Genomic DNA, 13318 nt, shown 5'->3' with positions numbered 1-13318 from the left:
TTACCCCAGACTTTAATTAAATCACAGGATTGTCAACATGTCGAAAAGTCAAATAAATATTATTTTAAATAATCAAGCTAATTTAATTCTTGAATTAATTACTGCGATAAATTTCCTTCGAAACTTTCCAAAATATTTAGAATTTATAGTACATCAGGAGCCAAAATCTTTATGGTTTATTCATAATACAATAAGAGATAGCTCAATAATAAAACTAACACAACTATTTCATGGTAAAGAGAACTATTCTTTTAATAAGCTAAGATCCGTATTAAAAAAACAAACTGATTTAGATGAAAAATTAATGATAAAGTTTGATTCAGAAATAAAGCCTGGGAATAAATTGTTTTCTCAACTAAAAATTCTCAAAATAAGAAATGAGCATGTTGGTCATCTTCTTCCAAAACGAACATTGTCATCTATAGATTGGGATTTAGCAAATAATCTTGTTCATGTAGCAATTAAATTACATGATCTAGTAAATCAAGAAATTTTTGGAACTATTAGCTATTGGTTTTTTGATGAGGATATCTTGTGTGAAATATATATTAATGATTTACAATCACGTGAAACTTTTAAATTATGGAGACAAATGTTCCATGAAGGACAAAAAGAAATAAAGAGAGAAGAGTTTGAAAAGTTAGTAGATTTAAAATGGCCTATGAACAAATAAAAATCTTATTCATATAAAATTATTGAATTTAGAATTAGTTATTCTGTTTTTCTTATGGGTCTTACTGTTCATTTTTAATAAATTGTCTAAATAAAGCTGCGCTCCGCTCAATATAACGAAAAACTCAATTCAATTATTGATGTATCTGCAACAATATTGCTAGAACCAATCTAGTTTTATACTTTTGAGAGACTTTAAAATCAGCTATGGAATACGCAGAAAATATACTTGGTACAATCGGTAACACACCTCTTGTAAAAATGAATAAACTTACAGCAGAGTTACCTTGTTTAGTATTAGCTAAATACGAGACTTTTAACCCTGGTAACTCGGTTAAAGATCGTATGGCGTTGAAGATGATCGAAGATGCAGAAGCTGATGGAAGACTACAACCTGGCGGAACCATTATTGAAGGAACCTCGGGTAATACTGGTATGGGGCTTGCATTAGCTGCAATTATAAAAGGGTACAAATGTATTTTTGTTCTGGCTGATAAACAGTCCAAAGAAAAGTGCGATATTTTACGTGCTGTGGGTGCTGAAGTTGTGGTTTGTCCAACTGCTGTAGAACCAGAAGACCCAAGATCTTATTATTCTGTATCTAAAAGACTAGCAAAAGAAATTCCAAATAGCTGGTACGTAAATCAGTATGATAACCCGAGTAATGCAAAAGCACATTACGAAAGCACGGGACCAGAAATCTGGAAACAGACCGATGGTAAAATCACGCACTTTGTAGTTGGTGTAGGAACTGGAGGTACAATCTCTGGCGTAGGTAAGTACTTAAAAGAACAAAATCCGGATATTAAAATTTGGGGAATTGATACCTATGGTAGTGTTTTTAAAAAGTACCATGAAACAGGCATTTTTGATGAAAAGGAAATTTACCCTTATGTAACCGAGGGTATCGGTGAAGATATTTTACCAAAAAATGTGGACTTCAGCATCATTGACGGATTCACCAAAGTAACCGATAAGGACGGTGCAGTATACACGCAACGTTTAGCGAAAGAAGAAGGCATGTTTTTGGGTAATTCTGCCGGATCTGCCATAAAAGGAGTGCTGCAATTAAAAGAACATTTTACAAAAGACGATGTGGTCGTAGTATTATTTCATGACCACGGTAGTCGTTATATTGGTAAAATGTTCAATGATGATTGGATGCGTGAAAAAGGCTATATAGAATAGCCTTTTTCAAACAGTTCTTACATACTTTCAACAAACTTCAGGAATACTTTTTTGTGAAGCTCCACATCCATATTCGGAGAAAGAGATACACGGGCTATATAATCCTTATCATCTTCTTTGGTAGTGCCTTGGGTAGAAGTTGCCGGTATTGTCCAGTAACAACCATTTAACTGTCCGTAACTAACACAGTATTTGCTCTCATTTGGTATTTCGGTAATCATTAGGTTGATTAGCCTATGGTTCATTTCTCTTTTATACGTTTCTCTTTCTTCAGGACTATCGCCTTTGGTGGGCAAGTCTAATGAAAAAACAGATGGCGTAAATCCTTCTTTTGCTAATTCTTCAGATACAAAATTGATTTTAGCGGCAGGTAATGTCTTCTTTATAAAGTTTACAAAATCAAGGGTATTTACATAAGCATCGTAAATTCTCTGTATCATTGATGGCATTTGCTTTGCCAATATTTCCATTTGCAAATCGGTAGCTTCGTTATCACAAAGACCTAAATGCAAGCCGATTTTATCCATTAAAGGTTCCGCTATTTTATTAGCGATGCAATAGCCAGCAGTGCATTTACCGCCACTTGGAAATTTTGAGCCACTAGCAAATGAAATTGTTCTTACAGATGAAAGAATATCGTCATCACCTAGAAAGTGAACATTTGGGCAGAACGTTTGATCTAATATAAAAACAGGATCTATAGCCTCACTCCCACTTGCCGTTTTTCGTTTAGCACTTAAAACATCTCTTAATTTATGAACATCCGGAACTTCAACTCTTGGGTTTGTTGGTATTTCTGCAATAATAAAAGGGATGGCATCTTCTTTGGCTAATTGATTAAGAACCTTATCAATACTTTGTACCATATCATTATCCCCATCCACTGGTAAATCGACTATTTCAATAGCACTGCTACAAGCGGCAACACGTCGAGCTTGGTCGTTGGTGCCACCATAACAATTTGGAGGAACAACAATTTTAATCGCCTTCCCCTTGTGGTCTTCCAATGCATGGTGTACCAATCCCATCATAATAGCATATTGAATAGATAGTCCGCTAGAAGCAACTAATGGTGCTGTACTACTTCCAGAAACATCTCTTATAGCATCTAATACCTTTGCCTTATTCTCAGCTACATTTGTTTTATAAATATGCGTAGAAGGTTGATCAACTAAAGATTGTAGCGCATTAAGACAATTAGCCGGAGTCATAGCAACAGTTTCTCTTCTTCTTACATGCTGAATATCTGAAATATAGGTATTGTTCTCTTCTCCGTTAATCAGTAAAACACTACCTAAATTGGCATATATATCTATGTAAAAATCAATATTGGTATTAAGGTCCGAAGCAGAAATCTCATCATCATGCGATACGAAAACTGTACTACCGTCGAACGCCACTATATCTGCAATATTATCAACTTTCTTTAATTCAAAAGTATAACCGTAAATATCACGTAATACATTGGCATCAAAAGAACTGGTTAGTTCTCCCGTGTAAGCAATAAGCGTATTTCTATTCTTTAATAAATTTGTTCTAAGGATGGATAAAATAGGAGTCGTCTTTGATAAAAAACTAATCACCTGATCTGGTGCTATATCGTTTAAATTACCAATTGCCCATTCTAAAATACAAGATAACGGATGCCCAAGTCTAATGTAATCATAAGCTGTAGGTAAATTTTCTAATGCATCTGCGCTTGAATTATGCTCCTTCGCTAAAACTTCAAACTGGTCTAAAAACTGAACTTTTGCTAATTCTTCGTTATAAATATCCAATCGATGGGTTGTTAATTTTAACCAATCAGAAGGCATATTCTCCAATACATTTTTTAAATAATCTAGCATTTTATTTAGCTCCATTTTTATCCTCATTTTCACTATTCAAAATTACGTAATAAAAAAAACTTTATTGAAAATTATACAATTTCTATGTGAATGACGTTTATATAATCTCCCCCCAACAATTTTGTGTTTTAACAAATAGAATAGAAGTATGAAGCTTTTTATTTTAAGTTCTATAAACCTATTACAATCTATAGAATCTTTCTTTTCTGACCCAGATGTTATACAAACAATTATTGCTGTTGTTATAATTCTATTTGGGCTTGCACACTTGTTTAGATTAGATAAGTATAAAGGCTTAGGCTGGCTTGTTAGCCCTGCTAGTAGTAGGCAAAGAGCTTGGTTTAACACCATTGGCGAAAAATGGTACAGCAGATTAATGGGAAGTATTTTTACAATCTCCGGTTTTTTATTATTGTATTTAATGTGGGGATTTTAACATCTAATAGATTAACAAACAATACTTTATAATCAATAATTATTCAACCAAAACTAAAAATTAAACAAAATGGGATTAAAAGACATGTTCATCAATCTAATGAGAAAAGTTGACACCGGTTTCGATACGGAAGATTATACGTATGAACAATTAAAAGAAATGGAAGGGCAAGGCTTTGATGTAAAAGAATTGCTTGAAAAATTCGAAAAAGGAGAAAATAAAAATCAACTTTTAGACCGTATTAGGTTTGAAAACGTGGATATGGAAACAAGTAAAATTCCGAATCCTACCGACGTTAATTTACTGAAGCCATACATGTATTCAAAAATTGATATCAATTCAGAATTATTCAAGAAGAGCTTGTCTGCACCTTTAATGGGTAAAGACAAATGGTTAGAAAAAGTAAAACAGGGCGAAGTTATTTTGTCTACAGTAGTACAATGTGCACCCCAACTATGGGAGGTGAATGAAGATGTAGGCTATGGCATGCTGGTATGTGCTTTAGTTGAAGAAGGTGAATACAAGAACAACCCTTTGTTCTTAAAAGCAATTAGCGAGCTTCTAAATAATTTTAGAGACTTGGTAGAAGATGAATTACCAGAAGGTTTATCAGAACAAATGAATAAACTGTATTATGATTTAGATAATCCGGATTCTACTTTCGATATTAAAATAGACCAAAGTTTATTGGACGCATATGCGTTCGAATTCGATAATAAAAAGGTTAGTTCAAATGATATTAGAGTTGCAACTATTGGTTTTTCAGATATAGAAAATGATAAACTACCTAGAAAAGCTTTAGGCTCTGACGGACTACTACCATTCATTGCTTTTAATGATCGAAATGAATTTCATGTAAACAATTACAAAGTAGTACACGGATCGCTATACAGTATTTAAAACGATATAAATTATATTATCAATAGTCTCATAAAATCATTTGTGAGACTATTTTTTTAAATTACAACGAATGGATAAAGAAACTTATAAAAAGAATTTTACTGAAGAAGATGCTGTCGGTTGGTTGTCGATAGATAGTTCATTGGAAAAAATTTATGGAAAAACTGAGCCTAAGCATTATGGTCCGCTATGTGGTATGCATTATTCAATTGGCGGTACTGATCCTATAGATGGCGCCAGTATTTATGAGGCTACAAATCAAGAACCACATAAGCATATTGTAAGTTATGGTATGTCTGAGCTGTATTATAATGAAGATAAAACAGATGAAGAGTTTAGTAAATGGGGATTTGAATTTACCTTTAGAATAAAGCCTTTTAAAGAAGATAAAGACGAACCTATTTGGGCAATTCAAGTAATGAATAACCTAGCTCGTTATGTTTTTGAAAGCGGAAAATGGTTTGAAGAAAATCATTTCATACCTGCAAACGGACCTATTCGTTTAAATACCGACACAAAAATTGTAGGTTTTGTATTTGCCATAGACCCAGAACTAGGTACTATAGAAACACCACACGGCGAAGTTGCATTTTTGCAACTAGTAGGTATTACAGAAAAAGAAGTAGAACGGTTAAAAGCAAACCCTAAAACTACTGAAGTCGAAAAACTGATTAATGAGTTAAGGAAAGATAATCCGTTATTGATAACAGATTTAGGGAGGGAGTAACCAATGTGATAAGTGCTATAAACAATACAAATACGAAGCCTTTATATCCTTTTGTTTGCATAACTAAAAGAATACAGTTTTCTAGAAAATAAAAACTATAGACAATGATTTTTGATTTTAAAGGTTTCGCTAAATACAAGTATGATATTTTAAATAATAAACTTCCAGATAGTTCAGAATCAGGTATTTCATTTACGCCGACTAGAGTTATTAATTCAGAATTTCTAGCCGATAACTTGAGTTTTATAGAGTTCAACAATTACGATTTCAATGAATCTACAATTGATTTTTTGAAAACAAACAGTACCTATCTAAATCAAATAAGTCATTTAAGTTTTTGGAACTCAAAAATCATAGACCTTTCATTATTACATTACTTTAAGAAGGTTGAATTTCTAAGTGTTTCACATATCTCACACCCTAATTTTAGCTTCAACGGTCTAGAATTTTTAGAAAACTTGAAAACACTTTGTCTATTAAAAACAGGTAAAATCAAAGACTTTAAATCTATTGTTTCAAATAATACAATTGAGAATTTTTCAATCATTCAACCCACAAACATTAAACAAACTTCTGGATTAGGTAATTTAAAGGGACTAAAATATTTGAATATTGAAGGTTCAGCAGATAAGGTTTATAACCTAGAAACACTTAATGAAATTGAGACATTAGCTTCTTTAGAAAAAATAAAATTACGTAGGGTTAAAATTCCTTTTCAAGAATTAATGTCCTCACTTAAATTAACCAGAAATATAGAGTTTGAAATAGACACAAATATTTATGAAACAGAACAATACAAAGAGCTAAGTCAAGAACTTAAAAATGTGAAGTCATCAGTTTTTAATCCGTATATAGAAAGAAGAGACTTTTTTGAACCCATAGGAAAAGGCAAAAGAATCATTAAAAAAACGGACAAAAAGTTAGTTGAGAAATTAGAGATTTTACAGAAGGAATGGGGTCATTAATTATTTTAAATGCTTCTCTTTAATAGATTTGCTTTTAAAATCACAAGAAGTGTTTGACTATTAACTCTATAAAAAAATACCATGATCGAAAAAATAGCTGAATTTGAGACACTTACTGAATTAGAAGCTTATTTGTTTCAACAAACTGATATAGAAGGTTTAAGAAGTAAACTTTTAAGCGAATTCTCAAAATATGCAGATTATAAAAATGCTGAAGAGTGGAATAAGGCCGTACATATTTGTGAAAGCTTAGCAATTATTGGTTGGGGTGATAACGAACCAGTAGAAGCATTAAAAGGAATGTTCTTTAATGGCAACCCAATGACTTATTTTCTTAATAGGTTTGGAGAATTTCGGTTTGTTGATGCTATTTGGTCAAAAAGAAAAGATGGCTATACCATGGAGCAAGGTAGAACTAGTTTCCATGCAAGTGCCGACGATAGCCAGCAACGAGAAACTATTCTATCTGATTACATTACAAAAGAACATATTCAAGATATTAAACTATTAAGTCAGCGAAATTGGATACCTAAAAACCCAATAAGAATTAGAGCAGGACTTAGCAATTGTTATGAAAATTCTAAGCCGGTAATCGAGTCATTACAAAAAGACCTTCAAATAGCATTAAACAGAAAAATGCAGCCTGAAAAATATGGTAGAAGTGTTAATAGGATTATTATAACCTGTTCATTTAGTTTTTTTGACGACGACCATTGTAAGACTAACTATATCATAAAAGAAAGTGACAAAAAAATAAGTAGTAAAAATGCTTATGTAGAAATACAAAAAATGTTTTCAAAAAAAGAAATTGAAAAAAATGGATATTTTTTGAGAAATAGATTTGAGTATGGCCCTTTCAGAAAAGATACAGGAAGAACCAGAATTACAATACATTTTGAAAAAGGGTTTAGTGAATTAACGCATTCAGAACAAAGAGATAAATTAGGCGAATATTTTATAGTTGCCTTAAATAAGACTTCTGACAAATTGAAGAAGAAACTAGATTATGACTTTGAGCTATTGATGAATGATTTTACAGGAATCTTGAATGATTGGAAAGAACACGCCTAACTAAATAGGTTATTTAACAACATTGTGATAAATCAGGTAATACCAATAGCAGTTTCCTTTTTTTAATTTCACTTATTACCATTGCATTCAATTTTTGAAAGAACGAACTTCGCTGTTATCTATTAGGTAAATCAAAACGTCAATTAGTTTACCGTTGACATTAATTTGAAATAAATGAGAAGTACCCCTGTAAAAATCATTACCGGTCTTATCCTATTGGCGCTAAACCTTACAGCGTGTAATTCTCCTACAACTATATCGGGCACATTAAAAGGATTAGAAAAAGAAAACACTATAATCTACTTAATTCAACCCGAGGACTTACAACATGTGGCAGCATCTTATTTAGGGAAAGTTATAGACTCTGCCATTGTAAATGCTGATGGTCGTTTTGAGTTTCAAAACCCACCAACTACTAAAGACCCCGTTTTATTAGAATTAGCTGTGCAACCTACTGATAAAGCAGGTAATTATTTACTAACCAACAATCATAACAAGGCTAACTATATGCCTATTGTTTGGCAATTCGGAGAACAGCTTCAAATCGTAGCGCAGTTTGATGAATTTCAAAAAAGTTTTACGATAGATAATCCTTCAGATTTGAATAAGGCTTTGTTAGCGGTAAGAGATATCAAAACAAAAGCTTACCAAACCCACCTTGCCAATAAGCAATGGAATGTGGAAGAAGGTGATGAATTAATGGCGAAAGAACATGCCATATTTCAATACCAAACAGCTTTAATGGATTTTGCAAATAGCACTCCGCACCTACTACCAGCTATGATGGCCTTACGTTGGGTTAGTCCAGAAAATGATTATGAACGCATACCGGAATTTTTAGTAGACCAATGTATCAAATGGAAGAAAACACAACCCGATCACCCATGGGTCAAACAACTGTGTAAAAAAAGTGAGCCTACTAATTTACCTGTATTAATCGGAGATAAATTTCCAAATATTCAGTTTCCAATGATGGCAAAAGATACGATACATCTAAAAGATGTGTTGGGCAAACAACTTACTATAATTGACTTATGGGCGTCTTGGTGTGCACCTTGTAGATTAGAGAACCGTAAGGTTCTAGTACCGCTTTACGATGAGTATCATGACCAAGGCTTACAAATTGTTGCCTATGCCTTAGAAAGTGATGAAGCAGCCTGGAAAGCCGCTGCAGCGCGCGATGGTGCAGATCGTTGGTTGCAATCTTCAGATTTACAAGGTGATGATGCCCCTTTTTTAAAAAAAATACGTGTTCGTACCATTCCTGCAAACTTTATTTTGGATAGTAACGGAGTGGTTATTGCTAAAAATTTGCATGGCAAAGAATTGATGGATTTAGTGAAAGGTAGCTTCTAATAGTTTAAAGCCATTTTATTAACATTTTCGTTAATAAAATGATTACAACCCCTATTGTAAGTACTTGCTTTCAATATCTGAAAGAACGAACTTCGTTATCATCCGCTAAAAGGAATTGAAACTCCCTTTAGCTCCCCGTTAGCAAAAATTAGATGAATCACTTGAAAATAATTACTTTCTTAGAGATTTTAGTTAAAATTTCCATAGCTATTTCTTTATTATTTATAGTGACAGGTGTTGTTGTTCATATACTTGATATATATATAATATACTTAGAAATAGCTTTTTTATAGGAATACCTCTTTTCCTGATTAGTCTAATTTGCTACTTATCTTTAAGGATGTTTCGAAATTTAAAATTGAAAAAACCAATAATTAAGTTATTAATGAGCTTAATTATTCTATGTTTAATCACCACTGGTTTATATATACTATTTGGTAAAATAATGGAAGCTGTATCTCATTAAAAAACTATAACTTATAGTAAATATTAAAACAAAATGAATAAAATTATACTATCAATACTAGTTTCATTAATTTTTATTTCGTGTTATGCCCAAGAATTAAAAACATATAATTTAGATGAAGCTTTAGAACTAGTGGATAAAAGTGAAGTGTTAATTTTAGATTTACAAGATGAATATTTTGAAGAAATACCTAAATCAATTTTACAATTTAAAAATTTAGAACAATTATTTATTGGAGGTAACTCTTCACTTACTAAGTTTCCCGATTTTTTAGGGGAATTTAAGGAGTTATGGCATTTACATATTGGACCAAATGATTATACAGAATTACCTGAAAATTTTGGGGATTTAAAAAAATTATCTAGACTTAAAATATCAAATAATTCTATTCAGAAATTACCAAAAAGTTTCATTAATTTACCGTCTTTAAAAAAATTATATTTAATTAACAACAAGATATCAGAATTACCAGAAGACCTTGGGAAATTAATAAGTTTAGAGCAGATTATTATCCAAAAAAACAATGAATCTAAATTAAGCGGACTACCTAAATCTATAGGTAAATTATCAAACTTAAGATTGCTTGCCTTAAAAAGATGCTATCTTACCGAGGTTCCTAAAGAGATTGGTAATCTTGTTAATTTGGAAGTTTTAGAGCTAAAAAACAATAGATTAAATGAGTTACCCGACATTTCAAAGTTAAGTAAATTAACGCATTTAAGATTATTTGGAAACAAGCTAAAAGAATTGCCATTTTCAATTAGATATTGTAAAGAATTGATAGAGATAGACGCTTCTTGGAATGATTTATTGTCTATATCATCATCTTTATCTCAATTAGAAAAGTTAACTGTATTAAAGTTGAATAATAATGATATTAAGATTTTGCCAAATAATATTGGGCAACTATCTTCTCTTGAAATATTATACTTGGGTGCAAATTTTAATGCAACTATTGCAAATGAAAATATCGCAGATTTAATTAATCTTAAAGAACTCTATCTTAGTCAAAATCGGTTATCTAAACTACCTTCATCTTATACAAAATTGACAAATTTAAAAATACTTGATTTATCAGAAAACAATATTATAAAAAGTGATTTGGAAAAAATAAAAAAAAGTTTTCCTAATTGTGAAGTGTATGAATAACTTTTGCTAACAATGTATAAAAATAATAGTGAGTTTTGTGCCGAATTCAAAGTTTGTATCTTTGTATTAAGTTCAGTAATAAATTAAAAAGTAAGTGCTTTTTAATTCGCTACTATTCTTATACTAAACGATAACGAAACCCCAACTACACCCTATTCTTTTCTAAAATCTTTTTACCCATAAATTTTTGGTAGAAGTTAGGACTGTGGATTAAGGTTTAATCAAAAAAAAGCTAAGCTTCGTGAACAGACAAAAACTAAAAGTTTATTTGTCTGCACATAAAGCTTAGCTTTAATATTGCGTTCAAGATATTACACAATTAAAATATCAGTAAATCAATTATTTCTTCAACTTCACGAAATAATCGAAGATTTCAGGAACATTTGCACTTGCCATACCATCATCGAAAGCAGCCTGTAGGCTAGCAGATGTAGCAGAAGCAACCTTAGATTCTGTGCCAAGATCATCCATCATCTGTACAAAATAACCTAAATCTTTATTCGCATTGGCGATAGAAAAACCTAAATCACTTACATGATCTACGGCGTAGTTTTTACAAAACTTCATGAACGGTGAATTCGAAGGTCCAGAAGACATAATATCGAAAAGTTGTTGCCCATCTACACCAGCAAGTTTAGCCGCTGCAAAAGCTTGTGACATTGCTACAACAGTAGTCATACCCATAAAGTTATTAATCAACTTCGTAGTATGACCAGCACCTAGAGGTCCTAAATGAAATACATGTTCTCCTTGCACATCTAATATAGGTTTTACCTTCTCAAAGGTATCTTTATCGCCGGCAGCCATAATGTTTAGCAATCCGTCTTTTGCATGAGCCGGTGTACGACCAAGCGGAGCATCGATCATACCAGCGCCCTTTGCAGCGAGGTCTTTACCAATTTTCTGTGTAGATGCAGGAATTGATGTTCCGAAGTCGATCAAAACAGCACCTTCTTTAATACCTTCAAGAATACCATTTTCACCGTAAACGATTTTTTCTACAACAGCAGAAGTAGTTAAACAGAACATGATAATGTCACTATTTTCTGCTAATTCTTTTGGAGAGGCAGCTTCTTTAGCATCACCGCGAGCGATAACAGTTGCTACTGCATCTTTGTTAAGGTCCATTACATTTAGTTGGAAACCTCTTTTTTGTAGGTTCTCAACCATGTTGGCGCCCATTAGGCCGAGTCCTATAAATCCGATAGTAGGGTTTTTCATATTTGTTTCATTATTTAGTGCAAAGATATAAATCTGCTAGTTAACAAATTTTACTAGTTTTAAAAAGAAACTCATCAACTCACCCCCTATTCTTCACCTCAATCCATTTGCTCATGAATTTAGTAGCAGTCATGGTTTGATGCTGTAATAATGCTCCGGTGAAGTTTTTTGCTCTGTGAGATTTTAATCCCTTTTGAAGTTGGTCTATTTTTTCTAAAAGAATACTTTCTAAACTGGTTTTAGCATACAAAGTATTCACTAATGTTTTGCCTTTCTCTTGAGCGTTTTTCCATTCAGGTTCAGTTGCGTATAAACATACAGCGGCATTAGCAAACTCGTTAGTATCGTTTTCTATGTAACCATTCCAATCTAAAATTCCGTGCATACCTTCGGCACCAATAGTTGTGGTGACACTTGGTGTTCCGTTTTGCATGGCAGAAAGTAGTTTTCCTTTAATTCCCGCTCCAAAACGTAACGGAGCTAGACATACTTTTGCCGATTGCATGACTTCATTAACATCTTCTGCCCTACCATATACTAGAAATCCGCCAGCAGGATTATTCATTTCTACTATTTGCTGTGGTAAATAAGCTCCGTAAATATGTAATTTGGCTTCAGGTAATTGGGTATGAATTAGTGGCCAAATAGTAGTTTTCAAGTATTTAACCGCATCGATATTAGGAGCATGCTTTCCGCCACCAATGAAGATAAAATCTTTTCTATCCTCAAAAGTTTTCCAGGTAGTTTCGTTATTAATTTCATCGACCATAAAAGGAAGTAACAACAATAGACTTTTGTCTATTTTGATGGTATTGGTCAGCAATTTCAGCTCATAGCTAGAAATGATCAAAGAGAGATCGCACCGATAAATACTGGCAATTTCTCGTTTGGTTTTATCATCTGCTAACCAAGCATCTGTAGTAAATGGAATATCTTTTTTAAAGCATTGCTCACGCACATGACGTAGGGAATGTAAATCTTCAGTATCTAAAATACGAAGCGCATCAGGGCAGTTTTCCGTCACGCGCCACCCAAACTGCTCTTCGGTCAAAAAACGATCGAACAACACCACATCAGGATTCATATCTTTTACAAAAACATCAAAAGAACTATCGTTCATCTTAATATCCGCCGTTTGAAAACCAAGAGCTTCTATATCCACGGAATAATCCGATTTAGAAGCCGCCGAAGCAACGGTAATACCATATCCCTGCTTTTTAAACACCTCTATTAATTGCATCATACGAACCCCAGCAGCAGTAGATGCAGGCTCTGGCCATACGAGGGCGATTAGGAGGAGGGTTCTGGTGTTGTTCAAGT

12 protein-coding genes are annotated in these 13318 nt (G+C 32.8%); 9 read left to right on the top strand and 3 right to left on the bottom strand.

All coding sequences use genetic code 11. From position 1 onward, the window contains the following. Positions 1 to 37: 37 nt before the first annotated feature. A complete protein-coding gene (locus ACJJVT_RS04635) occupies positions 38 to 673 on the top strand; it encodes a hypothetical protein (RefSeq protein WP_405396905.1) in 636 nt (211 codons plus the stop codon). A gap of 206 nt (positions 674 to 879) precedes the next feature. Further along, entirely contained in the window at positions 880 to 1860 is a 981-nt protein-coding gene (locus tag ACJJVT_RS04630) for a PLP-dependent cysteine synthase family protein (RefSeq protein WP_282050855.1), read from the top strand. Between the two features lie 17 nt (positions 1861 to 1877). On the opposite strand, the gene ACJJVT_RS04625 is transcribed toward ACJJVT_RS04630, so the two are convergent. Next, positions 1878 to 3722 (bottom strand): cystathionine beta-synthase, encoded by a 1845-nt coding sequence (locus ACJJVT_RS04625; protein WP_405396904.1) that lies wholly within the window; start codon positions 3720 to 3722, stop codon positions 1878 to 1880. Positions 3723 to 3855: 133 nt separating this feature from the next. Here ACJJVT_RS04625 and ACJJVT_RS04620 point away from each other — a divergent pair, with 133 nt between their 5' ends. The 7 genes from ACJJVT_RS04620 (at position 3856) to ACJJVT_RS04590 (ending at position 10777) form a co-directional block, all read left to right on the top strand. Continuing rightward, positions 3856 to 4143 carry a hypothetical protein gene (locus ACJJVT_RS04620; protein WP_405396903.1) on the top strand — a complete coding sequence of 96 codons (288 nt, stop codon included), beginning with the start codon at positions 3856 to 3858 and terminating at the stop codon, positions 4141 to 4143. Positions 4144 to 4212: 69 nt separating this feature from the next. Further along, entirely contained in the window at positions 4213 to 5043 is an 831-nt protein-coding gene (locus ACJJVT_RS04615) for a hypothetical protein (RefSeq protein ID WP_405396902.1), read from the top strand. Between the two features lie 70 nt (positions 5044 to 5113). Beyond that, the gene (locus ACJJVT_RS04610) at positions 5114 to 5770 is read left to right on the top strand and encodes a suppressor of fused domain protein (protein ID WP_405396900.1); all 657 of its coding nucleotides are present in this window, start codon (positions 5114 to 5116) and stop codon (positions 5768 to 5770) included. A gap of 104 nt (positions 5771 to 5874) precedes the next feature. Further along, the gene (locus ACJJVT_RS04605; protein ID WP_405396898.1) at positions 5875 to 6735 is read left to right on the top strand and encodes a hypothetical protein; all 861 of its coding nucleotides are present in this window, start codon (positions 5875 to 5877) and stop codon (positions 6733 to 6735) included. Positions 6736 to 6816: 81 nt separating this feature from the next. Next, entirely contained in the window at positions 6817 to 7806 is a 990-nt protein-coding gene (locus ACJJVT_RS04600; protein WP_405396897.1) for a hypothetical protein, read from the top strand. A 174-nt stretch (positions 7807 to 7980) separates the two neighbouring features. Then, a complete protein-coding gene (locus ACJJVT_RS04595; protein WP_405396895.1) occupies positions 7981 to 9162 on the top strand; it encodes a redoxin family protein in 1182 nt (393 codons plus the stop codon). Between the two features lie 499 nt (positions 9163 to 9661). Next, entirely contained in the window at positions 9662 to 10777 is a 1116-nt protein-coding gene (locus tag ACJJVT_RS04590) for a leucine-rich repeat domain-containing protein (protein WP_405396893.1), read from the top strand. Positions 10778 to 11116: 339 nt separating this feature from the next. Here ACJJVT_RS04590 and ACJJVT_RS04585 read toward each other — a convergent pair whose 3' ends face one another. Together ACJJVT_RS04585 and ACJJVT_RS04580 are read right to left on the bottom strand one after the other, a co-directional pair. Beyond that, the gene (locus tag ACJJVT_RS04585) at positions 11117 to 11998 is read right to left on the bottom strand and encodes an NAD(P)-dependent oxidoreductase (protein ID WP_405396892.1); all 882 of its coding nucleotides are present in this window, start codon (positions 11996 to 11998) and stop codon (positions 11117 to 11119) included. Between the two features lie 79 nt (positions 11999 to 12077). Beyond that, positions 12078 to 13316, bottom strand: a complete 1239-nt coding sequence (locus tag ACJJVT_RS04580; protein ID WP_405396890.1) for a glycosyltransferase — start codon at positions 13314 to 13316, stop codon at positions 12078 to 12080. Positions 13317 to 13318 lie beyond the last annotated feature (2 nt).

Source organism: Maribacter sp. Asnod2-G09 (assembly GCF_045063795.1).
Lineage (GTDB): Bacteria > Bacteroidota > Bacteroidia > Flavobacteriales > Flavobacteriaceae > Maribacter.
The sequence above is the reverse complement of the archived record's forward strand: the minus strand, read 5'-3'. Positions and strand labels throughout refer to the sequence as shown.

Bases quoted from the DNA above. Each gene is read 5' to 3' on its own strand.
- ACJJVT_RS04620 (WP_405396903.1), top strand. From the start codon at position 3,856: ATGAAGCTTTTTATTTTAAGTTCTATAAACCTATTACAATCTATAGAA.
- ACJJVT_RS04595 (WP_405396895.1), top strand. From the start codon at position 7,981: ATGAGAAGTACCCCTGTAAAAATCATTACCGGTCTTATCCTATTGGCG.
- ACJJVT_RS04625 (WP_405396904.1), bottom strand. From the start codon at position 3,722: ATGGAGCTAAATAAAATGCTAGATTATTTAAAAAATGTATTGGAGAAT.
- ACJJVT_RS04615 (WP_405396902.1), top strand. From the start codon at position 4,213: ATGGGATTAAAAGACATGTTCATCAATCTAATGAGAAAAGTTGACACC.
- ACJJVT_RS04610 (WP_405396900.1), top strand. From the start codon at position 5,114: ATGGATAAAGAAACTTATAAAAAGAATTTTACTGAAGAAGATGCTGTC.
- ACJJVT_RS04630 (WP_282050855.1), top strand. From the start codon at position 880: ATGGAATACGCAGAAAATATACTTGGTACAATCGGTAACACACCTCTT.
- ACJJVT_RS04605 (WP_405396898.1), top strand. From the start codon at position 5,875: ATGATTTTTGATTTTAAAGGTTTCGCTAAATACAAGTATGATATTTTA.
- ACJJVT_RS04600 (WP_405396897.1), top strand. From the start codon at position 6,817: ATGATCGAAAAAATAGCTGAATTTGAGACACTTACTGAATTAGAAGCT.
- ACJJVT_RS04635 (WP_405396905.1), top strand. From the start codon at position 38: ATGTCGAAAAGTCAAATAAATATTATTTTAAATAATCAAGCTAATTTA.
- ACJJVT_RS04590 (WP_405396893.1), top strand. From the start codon at position 9,662: ATGAATAAAATTATACTATCAATACTAGTTTCATTAATTTTTATTTCG.
- ACJJVT_RS04585 (WP_405396892.1), bottom strand. From the start codon at position 11,998: ATGAAAAACCCTACTATCGGATTTATAGGACTCGGCCTAATGGGCGCC.